15 protein-coding genes and 2 pseudogenes are annotated in these 20,018 nt (G+C 26.0%); 5 read left to right on the top strand and 12 right to left on the bottom strand.

Features of this window, described 5'->3' with window-relative positions; all coding sequences use genetic code 11:
• The 12 genes and pseudogenes from Q0J90_RS09780 to Q0J90_RS14735 form a co-directional block, all read right to left on the bottom strand.
• A pseudogene (locus tag Q0J90_RS09780) lies at positions 1–478 on the bottom strand (ornithine carbamoyltransferase); the annotation flags it as partial.
• A 364-nt stretch (positions 479–842) separates the two neighbouring features.
• Positions 843–1,721, bottom strand: coding sequence for a DMT family transporter (locus Q0J90_RS09785; protein WP_297277723.1), 879 nt, complete (start codon positions 1,719–1,721; stop codon positions 843–845).
• A gap of 51 nt (positions 1,722–1,772) precedes the next feature.
• Positions 1,773–3,413 (bottom strand): ankyrin repeat domain-containing protein, encoded by a 1,641-nt coding sequence (locus Q0J90_RS09790; protein WP_297277724.1) that lies wholly within the window; start codon positions 3,411–3,413, stop codon positions 1,773–1,775.
• 170 nt (positions 3,414–3,583) lie between these two features.
• Entirely contained in the window at positions 3,584–4,945 is a 1,362-nt protein-coding gene (mgtE, locus tag Q0J90_RS09795; RefSeq protein ID WP_297277725.1) for a magnesium transporter, read from the bottom strand.
• Positions 4,946–5,007: 62 nt separating this feature from the next.
• Positions 5,008–5,676 carry a hypothetical protein gene (locus Q0J90_RS09800; protein WP_297277726.1) on the bottom strand — a complete coding sequence of 223 codons (669 nt, stop codon included), beginning with the start codon at positions 5,674–5,676 and terminating at the stop codon, positions 5,008–5,010.
• 120 nt (positions 5,677–5,796) lie between these two features.
• Positions 5,797–6,555, bottom strand: a complete 759-nt coding sequence (locus Q0J90_RS09805; protein WP_297277727.1) for an MBL fold metallo-hydrolase — start codon at positions 6,553–6,555, stop codon at positions 5,797–5,799.
• Between the two features lie 98 nt (positions 6,556–6,653).
• On the bottom strand, positions 6,654–7,847 hold the full coding sequence (locus Q0J90_RS09810; RefSeq protein ID WP_297277728.1) for a class I SAM-dependent RNA methyltransferase: 1,194 nt from the start codon (positions 7,845–7,847) through the stop codon (positions 6,654–6,656).
• 12 nt (positions 7,848–7,859) lie between these two features.
• A complete protein-coding gene (locus Q0J90_RS09815) occupies positions 7,860–8,720 on the bottom strand; it encodes an Rpn family recombination-promoting nuclease/putative transposase (protein ID WP_297277729.1) in 861 nt (286 codons plus the stop codon).
• A gap of 122 nt (positions 8,721–8,842) precedes the next feature.
• On the bottom strand, positions 8,843–10,141 hold the full coding sequence (locus Q0J90_RS09820) for a glutamate-5-semialdehyde dehydrogenase (RefSeq protein ID WP_297277730.1): 1,299 nt from the start codon (positions 10,139–10,141) through the stop codon (positions 8,843–8,845).
• 21 nt (positions 10,142–10,162) lie between these two features.
• Positions 10,163–11,035, bottom strand: a complete 873-nt coding sequence (locus tag Q0J90_RS09825) for a 50S ribosomal protein L11 methyltransferase (protein WP_297277731.1) — start codon at positions 11,033–11,035, stop codon at positions 10,163–10,165.
• 28 nt (positions 11,036–11,063) lie between these two features.
• Complete coding sequence (locus Q0J90_RS09830) at positions 11,064–13,046, bottom strand: DUF4954 family protein (protein WP_297277732.1); 1,983 nt, start codon at positions 13,044–13,046, stop codon at positions 11,064–11,066.
• A 907-nt stretch (positions 13,047–13,953) separates the two neighbouring features.
• Positions 13,954–14,037, bottom strand: a pseudogene (locus tag Q0J90_RS14735) (Vmc-like lipoprotein signal peptide domain-containing protein); the annotation flags it as partial.
• Positions 14,038–14,642: 605 nt separating this feature from the next.
• On the opposite strand from Q0J90_RS14735, the gene Q0J90_RS09840 reads away from it, so the two are divergent.
• The 5 genes from Q0J90_RS09840 to Q0J90_RS09860 all read left to right on the top strand — a co-directional run.
• A complete protein-coding gene (locus Q0J90_RS09840; protein ID WP_297277733.1) occupies positions 14,643–15,044 on the top strand; it encodes a helix-turn-helix transcriptional regulator in 402 nt (133 codons plus the stop codon).
• Complete coding sequence (locus Q0J90_RS09845) at positions 15,031–16,977, top strand: heavy metal translocating P-type ATPase (RefSeq protein WP_297277734.1); 1,947 nt, start codon at positions 15,031–15,033, stop codon at positions 16,975–16,977. Before Q0J90_RS09840 ends, Q0J90_RS09845 begins: the two co-directional genes overlap by 14 nt.
• Positions 16,978–17,127: 150 nt before the next feature.
• Positions 17,128–18,300 carry a site-specific DNA-methyltransferase gene (locus Q0J90_RS09850; protein WP_297277735.1) on the top strand — a complete coding sequence of 391 codons (1,173 nt, stop codon included), beginning with the start codon at positions 17,128–17,130 and terminating at the stop codon, positions 18,298–18,300.
• Positions 18,287–19,159 (top strand): CfrBI family restriction endonuclease, encoded by an 873-nt coding sequence (locus Q0J90_RS09855; protein WP_297277736.1) that lies wholly within the window; start codon positions 18,287–18,289, stop codon positions 19,157–19,159. The genes Q0J90_RS09850 and Q0J90_RS09855 overlap by 14 nt, the downstream gene beginning before the upstream one ends.
• A gap of 27 nt (positions 19,160–19,186) precedes the next feature.
• On the top strand, positions 19,187–20,018 hold an 832-nt coding region (locus Q0J90_RS09860; RefSeq protein WP_297277737.1), incomplete at its 3' end, for a class I tRNA ligase family protein.

The following is a 20,018-nucleotide window of genomic DNA, read 5'->3' on the forward strand; positions in this document are numbered from 1 at the left end:
CAAATTTCACTTTATTAAATGGTTTTGGTACATATTCTCTTACTGTTAAGAAGTCAGCAAGAATTTGAGTTGGGTGATAAAGATCTGTTAAACCATTCCATACTGGAACACCAGCATTGTTAGCTAAGATTTCTACAGTTTCTTGTTTAAATCCTCTGAACTCTATACCATCATAGAATCTACCTAAAACTTTGGCTGTGTCTTCTATAGATTCTTTCTTACCCATCTGGCTATCGCTAGAACCTAAGAATGTAACACAGCCGCCTTCATCCATAGTTGCTACTTCGAATGCACACCTTGTCCTAGTTGATGTTTTTTCAAACAAAAGAACTATATTTTTTCCTTCTAAAAGATTTCCTTTTATTCCTGCTCTTTTTTTAGCTTTTAAATCAGCAGCTAAATTTAATAGATAATCAATCTCATCAGGAGTAAAATGTTTTAATGTTAAAAAATTTCTTCCTTTCAAATTTACTGGCATTGTTCAACCCCTATTTAGTTATATTTTGTTTAAGAAATAATTACTAAAGTCACTAACTTATTTAATTATTTATACAGACTAGTATATAAACTTTTAATTACTTGTCAAGGAAATATTAAAAAAAATATACAAATCACACAATTAAACAGAAAAATTAATGTAAAATGTGAATATATAATCTTTAATAGTATTAAAAACAAACAATAATATACATGCAGTATAATTTTAATTATAATCTATAAAAATATTAGATAATAATTGTAATATAAAACAAACATATTAATACAATACCTAAGAATAGTATTCAATATAATAAAACAAAAATGTATTAAGAATAGTAAATAATATTTGATTTTTTTATTTTTTAAGAAGACTTTTTTATATTGCCGCCTATTTCACATATAAATATAGCAGATATCATACATATACCTCCTATAATAAAATTGAATGTTAAAGGATCTTTCATAAATATAATACCGCATAAAGCACCTAAAAACGACTCTAAACTTAATATTATACCTACTTTATTAGGGGAAACATATTTTTGAGATACTGTTTGCAATAAATAAGCTATTCCTGTAGCACCTATTGCCAAGTAAGAAAGAGAATATATAGTTTCACTTGATACTGAATCCATATTAAATGGTCTTGAACTAATAATTCCTATTGATAAAGATATTAAACCTGCTATTATAAGCTGCAATGCTGCCATTATAATGCCGTCTACATAATCAAGAATTTTATCAACCAGCATTAGATGTACGGCAAAAACTACTGCACATAAAAGAACAAACAAATCACCGATTTTTACGGAACCCAAACTATCAAATGATGTAAGCAAATACAATCCTACTATAGTAATAACAGCTGCTATAAATGCTGCAGGATGAGGTCTTTTTTTATACATTATCCAAGTAAAAAACGGCAGTAATATAACATAAGAACCTGTAAAAAATGCCACTTTTGAAGCTGTTATAAATTTAGAACCCATAGTTTGAAGAAAAAAACCTAAAAAAAGAGCAAATCCTACCGGAATTGATAACAATATATCTTTTTTCTTAATTTTTATCATTCTTTTACAAAATACAATGGATAAAAATATTCCGCCTGCTAAATTTCTAAAACCAACAAGATAAAAAGGATCTATTTCCTGAACAACAACTTTAACTGCTACAAAACTATATCCCCAAATTAATGCAGTTAAAAACAATCCAATGGTACCTAGTCTCTCTTTATTAGCCATATTTACGAACCCGCTTATATTTACTATTAATTTTTAAGAATTAGCCAATGATTAAGATTTTAATTTACTTTGGAATAAATTTACTATTTTATTGTAACCCTTTTCTTTAGCAATACAATACTCTTTCTCAACCATAGTCTTATTAAAATCAATTAATTCATAATATTTAATTAATTTTTCACATATCTCAAAATATCCCTTTGAAGATGCAATGTATAATGCTGTATCCCCATTAATATTTTGATCTTTGATTGATGCATTATTATCCAACAAATATTCAACAACATCCAATTTACCGTTATCTGCCGCTATCATCAATGCTGTTTCTTTTGATTTACTCTTTTTATTAATAATATCAGGATATATCTCTAAAATATATTTAACTATATTCATATATCCCTTAGCACAAGCAAACATAAAAGCATTCCATCCATTAACATCGCTATCTTCTATATTTGCATCTTTTTCTATTAAATATTTTACTGATTTAAGATTATCATATATAACAGCCCACATTAAAGGGGTAATTGTATCTTTACTAGTTTTTAAAGACATGCCGTTTAATAAAAGAAGCTCTACAACATCAATATTTCCAGCTATTAAAGCATGTACAATAGCATTTCTATCCATACTATCTATAGCATTTATATATGCTTTATTATCAAGTAAAGTTTTAACTATTTCTATATTACCTATATATGCTGCATACATCAATGGAGTTACATCATCATCATCGCATTGATTAATATTAACATTATATTCTATCAATAAATCTATAATTTCCTTATTTTCATTTTCTATGGCCAATATTAAAGGAGATTTTCCATTATCATTAACACCATTAGGAGATATTCTATTCATAAGTAAATATTTAACTATATCTTTATGACCAGAAGAAGCTGCAATTGCCATAGCTTTAGGAGCTTTCTTTTTTGAATTATCAAAGAAATATCTTACAACATCTAAATGTCCGTTATATGCTGCTGATATAAAAGCACTTGAAAATATATTATGCTGTTTATTTGCACCTAATTTTGAATGTATATAATGAACCAAAGCTAAATTTCCGCTTATAGCAGCTATAGTTAGAGAATATTTTGGTATTTCTATATTACCCTTATTAAGTATATATTCAACTATATCAATATTACCGCTGGATATGGCATAGGATAGAACACTTTCCTCATAAATATCAACATCATCAATATTAGCATGATGTTCTATTAAAAATTTAACAGCTTCAAAATTAGACTTTTGACATGAATACATCAAAGGTGTAACATTAGTATCTGTTTTAGCATTAACATCTGCCCCATTTTCAATAAGAATCTTTATTATATCAAAATAATTTTCAGAACAAGCATAATGCAGAGGTGTTTCACTATTACAATTACTTAAATTGATAGAAGCACCATTTTTTATTAAAATTTCCACTATATCAGTATGTCCGTTAGCACAAGCATTCATCAATGGAGTTATATATAATTGATCTAGTTTATTCGGATCTGCACCGGCTTTAAGTAATAATTCGACTATTTCTTTATACCCTGATTTTGAAGCATGCGTTAAAGGTGTTAATCCTAATATATTACTTAAGTTTACATCTATATCTTTATTTTTCAATAAAATTTCAACGGCTAATATATTATTATTAGCTGATGCCTCATGCAATTCTATCTCAATTTCTCTCATAAATAATAAACCTCATTTATTATAAATTTAATATAAAAGATTAAATAGTCAAATATATTTTTATTATTTTAATTTTTTACCACATACCCCATTATAAATTAATAATATCAATTTCACAATATTTTTTTAAATAAAATTTTAAAAACACTAAAAAAAATATTACTGAATACTTATTTATTTAAAATCATAAATGCAGCTGTAGCTATAGAACAATATACAGCTGTACCAATTATGTCACATATAGAAGTAAGCATAGGAGCTCCGCTTATTGCAGGATCTATATTAAATTTTGTCAGTATAAAAGGCAAAGATAAACCAATAACACTGCCTATAAAAACTATACTAAACATTGATATGCCAACAATAAAAGCTATTTCAAATCCCCCGCGTATTATGCCAAGTATATAAGCTCCTGCCGCCATACTTAATCCTAATATAAAAGCCACTACCACTTCTTTCGACAGCATATAAAACCAATCTTTTAAAACAACATCTCCTATTGCAAGAGAACGTATAACAAGCGTAGCAGACTGACTTCCTGCATTTCCGCCGCTTCCTATAAGAAGAGGTAAAAACACAACTAATACTATATGTTTTTGCAAAGTATTTTGAAATATACCTATTACCCCGCCTGAAAATATATTAATAAATACTAATATCAAAAGCCATAATATTCTTTGCTTATATAAAGTCAATATTGGAGTAATTTTCAAATTATCATCAAATTGATCTTCACTTGATGTGATACCTGCCATTTTATGAAAGTCATCCGTATATTCTTCTTCGGCAATATCCATTATATCATCTATTGTAACAATACCTATCATACTATGTCTGTCATCAACAACAGCAAGAGAATGCAGATTATATTTTTTCATTATATCAATAGCGTTTTCCTGTTCATCATAAACAGATATGTATGGACAATTATTTATTATTTCTGATATTAATATATCTTTATCTGTAAAAAATAATTTTCTTAAAGTAATAGAACCAATTAATGTTCTTCTTGAATCAATTACATATATGGTTGTATAAGTTTCAGAATCAGCTATATTGCTCCTTACATATTCAAAAGCTTCACCTACAGTCCAATCGGGTTTTATTGTTATATATTCCGGAGTCATTAAACGTCCGATACTTCCTTCAGGATATGCAAGAAGCCAAGAAGCTATTTCTCTCTCTTCGCTTCCAAGTAATTTCAATATATTCTCAGACATATCCTCAGGTATAGACTCTAAAAAATACGTTCTGTCATCCGGATTAATATTTTCAAGCAAATCCTTAATATCAGCATTTTCCATATTCTCTATAAGTCTTTGCTGGTCTATAGGAACAAGCTCTGGAAAAACTCCTAATTTATAATCCCTTGGAAGTATATTAAAAACTTTATATTTATCTTCATTTTTTAAAGAAGTTATTAAATTAGCAGTTTCAACCTCCTGCCATAATGGAAGTATATCACTTAATGCATCCCATTCTTTTTCTTCTATCAAATCTTCAATTTCCGGCTGTAAAAGTTCTTTAAGCATACTTCAATCTACCTCAAATATAAAATAGTAATATCAATAATTTATAAAGAAATAAATTATAATTAATTTTTAGTACCAACCAAATATGTACCTAATTGTATTCCAAAATCGAATGAATGTATATTATATCTTGAGTAATTAGGATTTTTATAATTCATGCCGAAGTCATAGTTAAAATATAATCCTGCGGCAACTGCTGCAAAACTGCTTAAATTATATTTAAAATCTATTGTAAATTTAAGATATGGAATAACTGCTGATGTAAAAGAATTTTTTATATCATCACTATTTAATTTAGCACTGTAATCTCCGTCTTTAATATTTGCTGCTAGAGGTATTTTTACTCCGGAACCAATTCCCAATGACAACACCAACACAGTAACTCTGAACATAGCACCGACATTCACTGTATCGAAAGTATATGAAACTAAACTTCCATCAGTAGAATTTCTATAATTATACGAACTTCTATAATAACCTATATCAGCAAGAGCATCAACACCTAATAATCCTCCAAAATCATAAAAATATCCTGGCTGAACTAATACCCCAAAATCAAAAGCACTTCCGCTTTTAAGTATATCTATCTTACTTCCATCAAAGCCTCTAATATCAGCAAATGCAAAACTGCCTGTTAATGGTACGAACAAAGCAACACCTCCGCCATGCTGTGCAAAAATAACCGAACTGAACATAAACACAAAAAATATTGATGCTATAGTTTTCTTCATATATAATACTCTCTTGAACTATGTATTTATTACTATTATAATATAAAAAAATTATATAAAGTCAATTGTTTATTTAAAACAACATATATAAAAAAACAATTAATAATTAAATAACAAAAATCAAACTTCTATAGTAAGTCCGTCATAAGCGGGATGCATATTATGAGGAAGCTCTCTCTCTAAATGTCTATGCAAAACATCATGAGTCATATGTGTAAAATATGCTTTTTTTACTCCGAGCTTATCAGCTATATTTACAGATTCCTGTAATGATAAATGAGTATGATGAGGTCTATATCTCAATCCATTTAAAACTAATACTTCCGTACCTTCAATTAATTTTAAACTTTCATCGCTTATATAGCTTGCATCTGTTATATAAGTAAAATTATTAAATCTGTATCCTAATATATCTAAAATACCATGCTTTACAGAAATAGGAATCACTTTCATATCATCAAATACCATATCTTTTTCTATATGATGAAATACAACCTGAGGAAGTCCTCCGCCTATTTGAACAGGATTAAAAAAATAATCATATTTATCTCTTAAATTATCCATAGTATCTTTGCTTCCATAACAATCTATAGAAGTATGCATTATAAAATTTAACGATCTCAAATCTACTATTCCGGAAGTATGATCTGCATGAGAATGCGTATAAAATACAGCCTCAAGACTATCAATATTTTCTCTTAACATTTGCTGTCTGAAATCTGCTGAAGTATCAACTATATAATTCTTATTATTATGCTGAATTAAAATGGATGAGCGGGTTCTTTTATCTCTTTTATCTTTACTTTTACAAACTTTACATTTACAGCCTATCATAGGTACACCGTCAGAAGTACCTGTTCCTAAAAATGTTATTTTCATAATTAACCCCTCCTCTATTATTTATAATTAATATTATATAGTTTTTATTCTTAATATCAATAATACAAATAATTTAAATATAAAATAATAAATAAAAATTATATTCTTTCAAAATATGAAATAAGTTCTATATGGTAGGTATGAGAGAACATATCTATAATATTTAAATCCTGCATTTTATAATGCTCTTTTAATAGATTAACATCACGGGCAAAAGTCATAGGATTGCATGAAACGTATATAATCTTTTTAGGCTTAATTCTAATAATATTTTCTATAACTTTTCTATCAATACCTTCTCTAGGAGGATCTGCAAACAAAACATCTATATCATAATCAATATTTTTCAATGTTATTAATGCATCTTCATTTATAATATTTAAGCCATATTTATTTGCCGCATTTACAGAATCTTTATTTATTTCAGAAGAAATTAATCTATAATCTTTTTTAAAAGTTTTTAATTTATTTTCTAAAGCAGCAGTAAAAAATCCGCTTCCTGCATAAAGCTCTATAACAATATTATCATCATCTTTTATATACTTTACAGTCTCATCTTGAAAATCATCAAGTAAATGCAAATTGCTTTGAAAAAATGTTTTATGTCCTATTGGTATATTACCGTATTTAGTTTTATAAAGTAAATATTCAATTCCGTAACTTTTTATATTTTTATTATGCTTTACAGTTATTCCTTTAAAATATTTTTCAAAAGATTTTATATTTGTTTTTTTACTCAATTCAATAAATGCCAAAGCTTCATTATTATTATTTTCTATAGCATAAATACTTCCTGTAATATTATTTTCAGAGACAAAATATTTTATTTTTTCAAATAAACTTTCTTTCAAAATACAGCATTCTTCAACATTAACAAAATCATTACTTTTAAATCTATAAAAACCAACTTTACCATTATTGGCTATCATATTAACTCTAAGTCTATAATTGAAATTTTCATTGAAAATAATTTTTATATCTTTTTTTAAATCAATATTTCTAATGGCATTTAAAACAATATTTTTCTTTATATCAAGCTGTTTATTATAATCAATATGACTGAATAAACATCCGCCGCAAATACCAGAATATATGCATTTAGGTTCTATTCTATACTGAGAAGATTCTATTATTTTATTTATGATTCCATAAGAAAATTTTTTACTTTCTTTCGTTATAGTGATATCTAATATATCACCTTCTACACTATGAGGTATAAATATCACCTTTCCATTTTCACCTTTAGAAACACCATATCCGCCGTAAGCAGTATCTATAATTTTAACTTCCATAAATGATATATATTAAAGTTTCTCCACTTCTTCTATAGTTAATCCTGTATTTTCACTTATAAATTTATTATCTAAACCTGATTTTTTAAGACTTCTAGCTATAGATACAGCCTTATTTTTTTCTCCTTCTTTTATGCCTTCTTCTCTTCCTTTTACCCTTTCTTCGCTTAGAGCTAATATATCAAAATAATTTTTTTCATATTCTGCATAATTATCAAATAAATCTTTTGTACCTACAAATTTATTATACTCATCATAAACTTCTTTCATTATAGGATTTTTTTTAACTAGCATTTTCATAATTTCCTCCATTTTTTCTATTTTTTCTTTAATTGTTAAAAAATAAAACCAAGCATATAATTCATCTGTAAGGTTTGAATTACTAGATAAATATTTAGGAAGTTCTAGAAAGTGCATTTCCAGATGATTAGTGAGTATATGATTAGTTTCTAATTCTTTTATTACATAACAGCTATGTTCTTTATCAATATCTCTTAATAGAGTGAAATCTAAAATATTAATAACTATAACCTGTTTTAAATCATTATATTTTTCATTATTTCTCAGATTAGAAACATAGCCTTTAGACCAATAATATAAACTTCTATAAACAAATGACTGGTTTCCAACTCTTTGTATTTCTATTAGAACAATTTCTCCGCTTTTTGTAACTGCTCTCACATCTACTATTGATTGTTTATCGTTTACAGTTTCTTTTAAATTAAAAGTATTGAGTACTTTTACCTCTTCAAAAATCTCTTGATTATAATCGGCTCTCACAGAATTAATTAAATTTTTTAAAATATGCTCATGTCCTTCTTTAGCAAACATATAACGCATAAAGTAATCATTTAAAACATTAATATTCCTCATAATTTTATTATACTAAATTAATTATAAATGTAAAGTTTTTTATTATTGTATATGTACTTAATAAAAAAGCCGACAACCGAATTTTCAGCTATCAGCTTTATTGTTGTTATTTATATTATTTTTTATTTTATTCTTTTATGTTTAAAACTTGCCTTATGAGTAACGTAATCATTAACTATTTGATAGTTGCCAAAAATTTTGTACTTGTATATTGTTAAGCCTTCCAAACCTACAGGGCCTCTTGCATGAGTTTTATTTGTTGATATTCCTACCTCAGCACCGAAACCATATCTGAATCCGTCTGAAAATCTTGTTGAAGCATTACAGTACACATTAGCAGAATCAACGAATGTCATAAATTTTTCTATATTGTCTTTATTTTCTGATATTATTGAATCTGTATGATGAGATCCGTATTTGTTAATATGATTGTATGCTTCTTCTGTGTTTGATACTATTTTTAATGATACTTCTTTGTCGCCGTATTCAAAATGCCATTCTTTCACTTCGCCTATATCAGATGAAGTTAATATTTTTTTTACTTCAGTGTCACCATTCATTTTTATTTCATTTTCTTTGAATAAGTTATAAAGTTTTGGCAAGTATTCTGAAGCTATATTTTTGTTTATGAGTATAGTTTCAACAGCATTGCATGCACTTGGATATTGAGCTTTTGAGTCCAAACATATTTTTAATGCTTTTTCCTGATCAGCAGATTCATCTATATATAAATGACATATACCGTCAGCATGTCCTAATACTGGTATATTAGTATTTGATTTTATATACTGTACTAAACTGTTTCCTCCCCTTGGTATTATTAAATCAATATATTTATCCATTGATAATAATTCTTTTATATCCTCTCTAGTGAATACCAAATTAACAGAATTCTTTGGAAATTCTTTTATATTGTTTAGTGTTTCTTCTATTATACTAAATATTGCTTTGTTAGTATTTTCTCCTTCGCTTCCGCCTTTAAGTATAACTGCATTAGATGATTTTATACATAAAGAAGATATTTGAGATATTACATCAGGACGAGCCTCAAATATTACAGCTATAAGTCCAATAGGGCAGGATATTTTTTTTAATACTAAATTATCATCAAGTTCAGTTTCTAATAATACTTTATTAATAGGGTCTTCAAGTTTTACTACATCTCTAATTCCAGAAACAACATCTATTAATTTATTTTTATCTAGTTTTAATCTGTTAAACATAGATTTTGAAATTTTGTTTTCATCAAGAAGTTTTTGAGCATATTCCAAATCTTTTTTATTAGCTTCAAATATTTTATCTTTATTTTCTTCTATTTTTTTTGCTATTTCAAGTAAAGCATTATTTTTTATTTCTGTACTAAGTGATTGTAATGTATATGTAGCTTCTTTTGCATTTTGTACTAAATCTATTAACTGCATAATTATCTCCGTTTTGTATTATTAATCATTAAGCATCAAAGATACCCAATCATTTTTTTTTTTTTTTAAAACTATATTAAGATTATTTTCTCTTATAGCATTTTTCATGAATGATTCTTTTTCTAATAAAATACCAGATAATATTAATGTAGAATCAGGTTTTAAAAGTGCTTTTAAATCCGGAAGTATTTCTATTAAAATATCAGTTTCTATATTGGCAATAACTAAATCAAATTTTAATTTCATATTTATTAAATCTTTGGCACTTCCAAGCATAACATTATCCAATTTTATGTCATTATAAGAAGCATTATCAAGAGTACAATTAACAGCATCATTATCAATATCTACAGAAATGATATTTTTTCCTCCAAGTTTATGTGCAAATAATGATAATATTCCGCTTCCGCATCCTATATCAACTATATTTTTAGAAACTATATCATTATTATTGGCATATTCATTAATCATTTCAAGTGCTAGATATGTAGTTTCATGAGTGCCTGTACCGAATGCATATTGTTTTGCTATATAAAGAGGATTCTCTATTTTTTCATCATTATTATTGTCTTTAAGGTTTGGAACAATAGTTATATTTCCTACATTGAATGGTTTTAAAAATTCTATGTAGGAAGTTAAATATTCTTCAGATCTTAATTGTTTTGTAGTATAACTATAATGTACTATATTTTTTATGCTTTCTTCTATTATATTTAAATTATCTTTTAATATATTTTCATTTTCATTATATATATTAACTATAGTATATTCAGGTTCATTTATAGGAAATTCTATATTAAACCCTAATATATTTAATGTACCGTTTTCTATAACAGCTTCTATTATATCTTCAAATCCTTTTTCTAATTTTATTGATAATGAATATATTAACATAACAACTCCCAAATTTATTATTTAATTATTATAATATAGAAATGATTTTATTAATATCATTTATTTTGTTTTCCATATCTTTTTTATATTTTATAACGAAAGCATTATCATTAACAGTTCCTCTTACAGCCTCAAAATCTTTTTCCATAATAGTTTTATCATCTATTCCAGAACTAACCATTTTTGATATATCATATTCTTTCTGAACATCTTTATAAAATATATTATATGCTTCATCTAATAATGATTTATGTTTTTCTAATAAATTGCTTATAGTATTTTTATCAATTGCTTCTAAATTGTATCTTGATTTTGCCATATTAAGAACCCAAGATTTTTCATCTTCTGTATATAAATTATATAATTTTTCAAATTCTGCTGTTAATGTTTTAATATCATTTATTTTATTATTTTCTAAATCTTTAATAATATTATCTATTCTTTGTTTGGCACATATAAGACCTCCAATATCAACCCAATTTTCAAATATATTATTTTCTTCATATTGTAGATTTGATATTATTTCTTCTATGTTATTGGAGTTGCTAATATATGAAAGTATTTTATTGTGTAAATATAAATCTATTGCTATGGAATATCTTTTAGAATATTTATCTAATGAAGATTTTTTTATAATCATATTTTTATATGTTAAAAATTTTTCATTGTTATCATTATTTTCTTTTTTTATTTCTTTTAATATACTTTCTGATTTTAGCATTTTTGAAACAGTATATGGACTGAATACATCAAATATAATTAAATCTTTTTTATCTCCCTTTCTTCTGTCTCTATCTTTCCATTTGTTTTCATCTCTTGAAAGTCCTACACCGAATAAATTTAAAGCAGGTATAAGTCTTGTTTGATGGTATCCATGCTCTGTAATATATGAGAAAGGAAAATCAGAAGTATCAACATTATCATAATGTGCCCCTATAACAGTAGAGAAAGCTCCTATATGAGAAGGCCATAATATATAAGAATTACTTCCAGTTTTACATCCTCTTTCCATAAAACCATGATGGTATGGCCCTAATTTATACATGTGATTGCTTTGATTTGTTCCGCTTCCAGCATTGAAGAAAGAAAAATGACTTGCTATTAATAATGTAGCTTTATGATGCGTAACTGTATAAGGACCAGCAAATATAGAAAACATTTCTCCATGTTCTCCTTCACAGTTTGCAAAAAGAAGCGAATCTTCACATGAGAATTGTCTTCCAAGTTTAACACCTTCACCTATAAAGGCTTTTTTAATAACTGTTCCATCAACAATATGGGCTCCTTTAAGTACTATAGAATCTGTTAATATAACAGAAGTTCCTATATATGAAGGACATTCTTTTGTACTTATTACAGTTGTATTATTTATTTCATCAGTATTTTCTATTGTAGCATAAGGGTCTATTAGAGAATTTTTTATTAGTCTTGCATTTATGATTTTTGCATATTCTTTTATTTTTCCAAATTTTCTAGTTTTCTGTTTTGTGTATTCATCTATCATAGAATTAATTTTTTCACGCATTAATTTTTCATGTCTGTATATTGCAACTAAATAAGCTATATGAGAATTAAGTCTATTGAATATCTTTATGCTTCTTCCATTGCCTTCCATAATAGGGGAAGTTTCAACTCCATTTCCAAAACTGCTTTTTCCTTCCATATATATAGAACCAGCATTTTCTATGATAACTCCTCTCTCTATTTTATAATTGGCTATAAATCTTCCAACATTATTTATATAAACATTTCCATTAATATATACATCTATTAAAGTTGCTCTATTTATAGAAGCTAATAATTTAACTTTATTATGATATCTTACCATACCATTAAGTGCATTTATTTTTATTTTTCCATGAAACTGAACATCTTTTATTCTGCTTAAGTCTACATTTTTTATTAATATTTTTTCCCATGATTGAGAAGAACAGCCTTGAGATTTTAAAAAATTTATTTCTTCATTAGTGAGATTTCTGAAATCTTTATCCTGTTTTTTAAAAATATACATAACTAAGAATCCTTCAATTATTATTTATTAATCATTATGTTAACTTTTAAAAATATTTAATTTTTTTGTAAAATTTACAAATTCGTTAAAAAATGAAAAATATTACAGATTATATATTAAAAATGAATAATTTTCTATTGTTTGTTGAATAAAAATGAGTTTTATATATTGACTTTTTTTAATATGATTTGTATTATATGTTCAATTCAATTTTTTGTATGGCAGGGATATTTTGTCTCTGCCTTTTTTATTTATAAATATATTTTTTATAATATCTTTATTTTTATAATTTATATATTAGGTGCAGATATATAAATTATATAACTGCACCTTTTTTAATTCAATTTTTTGTATGACAAGCATTAACCGTTAAAATAACAGAAATACTTTTTAATTATTCCCAGTCTTGATTTGGAGTTATTTCTAAAGATATATCAGAAGAACCATCTCCTTTTATAGTTAAACCTGCTTTTTCAAAAGTAGTTTTATCTAATTCATGTTTAGAATCTGCAGGTTTTACTGTTAAAGTAATTTTTAATGCAGTTTTTGCACTAGGTTTTGATTGACTATCTAAATTGTTTGAAATAGTTACTCCGTCTAATTTTAAAGAAGTTAATTTTTCATTTAGAGCAGTTTTTAAGTTAGCAAATGTTACTTTATTATCACCGCCAGAAGTTTTATCTTTAGCTGTTAAAGCAATTTTTCCTCCTGCAATTGTGGCATCTTTGAATTCTATAGCATCTTCTTTAGTTGCAGAAGTTACAGTAGCAAGAGCTTTTATAGATTCTTCTAGTTTTGATAATTCTACTTTTGTTTTTTGTACTTCTTCAGTACCGCCGCTTGATGGATTAGAAGGTTTAGTTGGAGTAGTTTCTGTTGTTCCTTCTGTAGTTGGTTCTTTAACAGGACTTGTTGTTTTGTTGTTACAGCTTACTGCTAATACAGCTGAAAGTGCAACTACTAAAAATAGTGTAAAAATTTTTTTGTTCATATAACGAATTCCTTTATTGAAATTTATAATAAACATTATTTCTAATGCTTATTTGAAAAATTATTTTAGAAACATTGATTTTTTTGATATGATATTCATTAAGAATTATTTGATTTTTTGTAAAGATTGATTTTTAGTTTATGTAATCTAACTTTACAAGCATATTGTTTTTATTTTTTATCAATGTTTCTAACTTTATTATACTTAAATGCTAGAGGGCTTTATATTTTATGTCAATACTTAGAAAATATTTTTTGTATAAAAATATTATTTTTTATTTATTTTTATTATTTTTTTTATCAAAATGAATGATTTCTTTTTGTTACAAGAAAAAGTAAATAATTTTTTATATCTTTTTTGAAGAACAAATTAAAAAATTAGTATTTTTAATTTATAAAATTCAAATATTAAAAAAATTATTATATGTAATATTTATTTGTAAAAGAATACAAAATATTATCTATTGTTAAATAATGTTTACTTTTTACTTTACATAGTATTTTTAAAAATTTTTCTAAAATTAAAAAAAATTATATTTTATCATTGACTTAATTCTTATATAAGTATATTATAATATTCTAATATACTTATATAAGGCGGCTAAAATGAATAAAAATAATAAAATCGATATTTCTGAAGAAGATATAATTGATAAATCCAATAATTATGATGATTGCGAAGTTAATGTTACAGATGCAAATATATCATCACTTATTCCAAAACTTCCAAATGATGAGGAATTTTCACTTTTAGCTGATTTTTTCTCTGTATTTTCTGATCCAACAAGATTAAAAATAATATCAGCATTAAGTGAAAAAGAATTATGTGTGCATGAATTATCATCATTGCTTGATATGAAGCAGCCATCTGTATCTCAGCATTTAAAGATGCTGTGGCAGGCTAGGGTGGTAAAGAAAAGAAAAGTCGGGCTTCATGTTTTCTATAGATTAGATGATGAGCATATAGAAAAAATTTATACTTGGGGGTATGAACATGTTAAAGAATAAAGAAAGACTTTTATTTTTATCAGAAATTTTTTTAGGACTTATAGTATTAGTATTACTATATAGTTTACATAATAATATACATGGTGTTGTAGAATATATTATTTTCTTTATACCATATTTAATTTTAGGAAGAGATGTATTTAAAAATGCTGCTATGGACTTTATTAAAGGAAAGTTCATGCGTGAAAGTTTTCTTATGAGTATTGCTACAGTCGGAGCTATTATACTTCATGAACTTCCTGAAGCATTAGCAGTACTTATGTTTTATAGAGTAGGTGAATACTTTGAAGATATGGCAGTTGATAAATCTAAACGTACAATAGCAGCATTAATGGCGATAAGACCAGATTCTGCGAATATTATAAGAGAAAACGGAAATGTTGAAAAAGTTGATATATCTGAAGTACATATTAATGATAATATAATAATAAATCCTTTTGAGAAAGTACCTCTTGATTCTATTATTTATGAAGGTGAAAGCTGGATTGATACTAAAGCTTTAACTGGTGAGAGTATGCCTAGAAGTGTTAAAATTAATGATGAAATTTTAGCAGGTACTATAAATGGAGATAATACTATAAAAGCTAAAGTTATAAGAGCTTATGGAGAATCATCTATAGCTAAAATATTGAAATTAGTTCAGGATTCTCAGAACAGAAAAGCTAATATTGAACAGTTTATCAGTAAATTTGCAGGTGTATATACTCCTATAGTTGTGTTTGGGGCAATTTTCCTTACTGTAATACCTACATTAATATATGGAAAAGAAGTGTTTGGTAACTGGTTTCAGCGTTCTTTGACTCTATTAGTTGTATCTTGTCCTTGTGCCTTTATGGTTGGTATTCCATTAACATATTTTGCTTCTATAGGAAGGGCTTCTAAATTTGGAATAATGGTTAAAGGCGGAGTATTTTTAGATTTGCTTGCTAAAGTTGATAAAGTTATTTTTGATAAAACAGGTACTCTTACAAAAGGAGAATTTTCTATAAGAGATATATACAATACAGGTGTATACGATGATGAAAGTTTATTAAAATATGCTGCTTATGCTGAAACTGGTTCCTCTCACCCAATTGCAGTATCAATAGTTGAGCATTATAAAAATCATCATAAAGGCATTATAAATGATAGTTTAATATCAAACCATAAAGATATAAGCGGAAAAGGTGCTTCATCAATAGTTGAAAGTAAAAATATATTGATAGGCGGAATTGATTTACTAAAACAGAATAATATTGAAATATCAGAAATCAAAGAAAATATCAATGTTCATATAGCTATAGATTCAAAATATGCTGGAGGATTTTTCATTGATGACAGTGTGAAAGATGATACAAAAGAAGCTATTGATTTATTGAATTCAATGAACATAAAAACTGCATTAATAAGCGGTGATAATGTGGGTAGAGTAGAAGCATTTGCAAAAGAAATGAATATACAATCATTCAAAGGAGGCTGTTTGCCTGAAGATAAAGTAAATGTATTAGAAGAAATGATGAAGGATTCTAAAGCTTCAATATTTGTAGGCGATGGTATAAATGATGCTCCTTCTTTGGCACGTGCTGATGTAGGTATAGCTATGGGCGGACTTGGTTCTGATGCTGCTATAGAAAATGCTGATGTTGTTATTATGGACGATAAACCTTCAAAAGTTGCTACTGCCATAAAACTAGCTAAAAAGAATCATACTGTAGTATTACAGAATATACTTTTAGCATTATTAATAAAATTTGCAGCTATTATTTTAGGAGCTTTAGGACTTGCTTCTATGTGGTTAGCTATTTTTGCTGATACTGGTGTTACTATGATAGTGGTATTGAATGCTTTAAGACTTTTATATCCTTTAGGCGAAAAAGAAGAAGCGGTTACTAATATAGATACAAAAAATTGCGATATAAAAGTAGGAAGCTGTAATTGCGGATGTGATCACTAAATAATTTTTGTAAATTAATTTAAGAGATGTGTATAATTTGAATTATACACATCTCTTTTTTATATTTTATAATTTAAATATATAAAAATTAATAATTGAAAAATATTCTATATAGTATAAAATACTACCATAAAAAAATTAAAGGTAATTATGGTTAATAGTATTATAGTAAAAAATAAATATACACTGTCAGATATTAAAGAATTAGGTTTAAAAAAATCAGATGAAAATTTAGATCTATTAATATCAATGTTTAATTCTAATAATTTTAATATAGAATTAAAAAGAGAAATAGTATCTTCTATAGGTAGACAGAAAAACGATGAAAAAATTTTAAATTTTATAAAAAATAATGTATATTCCTGTAATATTATGGAATTGGTATATCAGATGTATCGTACTTGTTTATATAAACAAAAAAATAATTATGACTTCTATAAATTAGGAGATGATATTTATAATTATTTTGATAATGAAGTTTTAATAAAAATGAAAGAATATTATGAATATAAAAGTAAATCTTTATCATCTAATACAAATAGAATTAAAAAAATAACCAAGCCTACTTTGTTATGTGGAGATAATATAAATACTATAAAAAAAATTCCAGATGCTGAAGTACAGCTTATATTTACATCTCCACCATATTATAATGCTAGAGAATATTCAAATTATAAATCATATAAAGAATATTTAAATAAAATGTTTTTAACATTAAATGAGTGTAATAGAGTTTTAGAAGACGGAAGATTCATAATAATTAATATTTCTCCTGTTATAACAAAAAGGGTTGGTAGAGAATTTGAAAGTATTAGATATCCTATACATTTTGATTTTCATAATTTATTATTAAAATCAAATTTTTATTTTGTTGATGAAATACAATGGATAAAACCAGAAGTTACAGTAAAGAATAGAAATGGAGGATATCAACAAACTAGAATGCCTTTATCTTATAAGCCCAATTGTATAAATGAAAGCATTATGGTATATCGCAAAAATTCTAATTTTTTATTAGATAAAAATATAAAAAAATATAGTAAATCATTAGCAAATGATAAAAATATTCCTATTGATACATCAAATTGTTGGTATATATCTCCAAAATCAAGTAGAGCACATCCTGCAGTTTTTCCAGAAGAATTATGCAGAAAAATTTTAACATATTATTCTTTTAAATATGATACAGTATTAGATCCATTTGCTGGTATAGGTACCTTTGGTAAAGTTGCTTTAGAAATGGAAAGATTACCAATACTATGTGAAATAAATAAAAAATATTATGATATCATATTAGATGGAGGTTTTTATGATGAAATTTGAAGATAAGATAATAAATGATACTGTAGAAAAACTTATTAATGGAGATGATTATCGTAGTGAAATAATAAATGCTATAAATGCTCAATTTTTTGATTTTTCTGTAAAGTTCTTTAAAGATATAGTTGAAGCAAAATTGAATAGTAATTCAATTGATTTAGAATGGTATAAAAAATATTTTATAGTTAGAGATGATTTGAAAACTGAAGATATAGCTATTTACGCTGGTATGAATAAAAAAACTATAAACAATATACATGGAAGTGCAACAAAAGAAATTGTGTTAGATGTATCAAAATCAAATTTTGATTATCTTACATCTTTAATAGATGAATTAAGTATAGATAATAACGATAAATTATATGTACAGATAAAAATCACATATAATAATGTATCCGTAGAATTATCATTAACTGAAAGTTTATTAGTAATAAATGCTTTGGCTACAAAAAAAATTGCTATACGCGGTGGTGCTTGGTCTTCAATTGGTAAAAAAGTAGAAAAACCATTGATGTTAAAATTATGTGAATTATGCGATGTAAAAAAGAGTAGTATTAATTCTGAAGTTTTTAAAAAAGATGGTAATTTGGATTTTGATAGAGAAGTTGATTTTAAAATCTTGGCAAAAGATAATAAATGGTTAAGATGTGAAGTAAAATTGATGGGTAAAGGAAATCCAGAATCAGCTGATGCAGTTATAGCTCGTAACTCTGATATTTTTGTTGCCGATACTTTAAGTGAGCAAAATAAAAAGCAATTATCAAAATTAGATATAGAATATTTGGAATTAAAAAATCATTCTAAAAATGATATAATAAATAAATTTAATGAAATATTAAAAAAATTAGATGTAAAAAAATAATATATAAAATATTGGAGGAAAAAGAGTATGAAACATACTTTAGAAGGGTCATATACCCCTAAAAATATTGAAGACAAATTATATAAATTCTGGAAGGAAAGCGGTTTTTTCCATGCTGTTATGGATAAAAATAAAGAACCATATTCTATAGTCATACCTCCTCCAAACGTTACAGGTGTTCTTCATATGGGACATGGTCTTAATAATACACTTCAGGATATATTAATAAGATTCCATAGAATGCTTGGAAAATGTACTTTATGGATGCCTGGAACTGACCATGCTGGTATTGCTACTCAAAACGTTGTAGAGAGAAGATTAAAAGCAGAAGGCAAAAATAAATACGATTTAGGAAGAGAGGAATTTGTTAAAAAAACTTGGGAAGTAGCTAATGATCACCATTCTACTATAATAAAACAACTAGAAAAAATAGGCTGTTCATGCGATTGGGATAGAGAAAGATTTACACTTGATGAAGGTTTAAGCAATGCTGTAAGAGAAGTATTTGTTGAACTTTACAATCAAGGTTTAATATATAGAGGAAAATATCTTATTAACTACTGTCCTAGCTGCGGTACTGCTTTAGCCAATGATGAAGTAGAACACGAAGAAGTAGCAGGTGCTTTATATCATGTTAAATACCAAATAGAAGGAAAAGACGAATATATTGAAATAGCTACTACAAGACCAGAAACTATTTTGGCTGACGTTGCTATAGCTGTTCACCCAGAAGATGAAAGATATGCTCATCTTACAGAACAAGATGTTTTAATACTTCCTATAGTAGGCAGAAAATTAAGATTAGTAAAAGATACTTATGTTGATAAAGAGTTTGGTACAGGAGCTTTAAAAATCACTC

Source organism: uncultured Brachyspira sp., from assembly GCF_944390595.1.
Classification (GTDB): domain Bacteria; phylum Spirochaetota; class Brachyspiria; order Brachyspirales; family Brachyspiraceae; genus Brachyspira.

What these genes read in the sequence shown, in the direction of transcription:
- mgtE (WP_297277725.1), bottom strand. Translation starts at nt 4,945, where the DNA reads ATGCTTAAAGAACTTTTACAGCCGGAAATTGAAGATTTGATAGAAGAA.
- Q0J90_RS09830 (WP_297277732.1), bottom strand. Translation starts at nt 13,046, where the DNA reads ATGTATATTTTTAAAAAACAGGATAAAGATTTCAGAAATCTCACTAAT.
- Q0J90_RS09845 (WP_297277734.1), top strand. Translation starts at nt 15,031, where the DNA reads ATGTTAAAGAATAAAGAAAGACTTTTATTTTTATCAGAAATTTTTTTA.
- Q0J90_RS09855 (WP_297277736.1), top strand. Translation starts at nt 18,287, where the DNA reads ATGATGAAATTTGAAGATAAGATAATAAATGATACTGTAGAAAAACTT.
- Q0J90_RS09805 (WP_297277727.1), bottom strand. Translation starts at nt 6,555, where the DNA reads ATGAAAATAACATTTTTAGGAACAGGTACTTCTGACGGTGTACCTATG.
- Q0J90_RS09800 (WP_297277726.1), bottom strand. Translation starts at nt 5,676, where the DNA reads ATGAAGAAAACTATAGCATCAATATTTTTTGTGTTTATGTTCAGTTCG.
- Q0J90_RS09825 (WP_297277731.1), bottom strand. Translation starts at nt 11,035, where the DNA reads ATGTTAATATATTCATTATCAATAAAATTAGAAAAAGGATTTGAAGAT.
- Q0J90_RS09815 (WP_297277729.1), bottom strand. Translation starts at nt 8,720, where the DNA reads ATGAGGAATATTAATGTTTTAAATGATTACTTTATGCGTTATATGTTT.
- Q0J90_RS09785 (WP_297277723.1), bottom strand. Translation starts at nt 1,721, where the DNA reads ATGGCTAATAAAGAGAGACTAGGTACCATTGGATTGTTTTTAACTGCA.
- Q0J90_RS09790 (WP_297277724.1), bottom strand. Translation starts at nt 3,413, where the DNA reads ATGAGAGAAATTGAGATAGAATTGCATGAGGCATCAGCTAATAATAAT.
- Q0J90_RS09840 (WP_297277733.1), top strand. Translation starts at nt 14,643, where the DNA reads ATGAATAAAAATAATAAAATCGATATTTCTGAAGAAGATATAATTGAT.
- Q0J90_RS09850 (WP_297277735.1), top strand. Translation starts at nt 17,128, where the DNA reads ATGGTTAATAGTATTATAGTAAAAAATAAATATACACTGTCAGATATT.
- Q0J90_RS09810 (WP_297277728.1), bottom strand. Translation starts at nt 7,847, where the DNA reads ATGGAAGTTAAAATTATAGATACTGCTTACGGCGGATATGGTGTTTCT.
- Q0J90_RS09820 (WP_297277730.1), bottom strand. Translation starts at nt 10,141, where the DNA reads ATGCAGTTAATAGATTTAGTACAAAATGCAAAAGAAGCTACATATACA.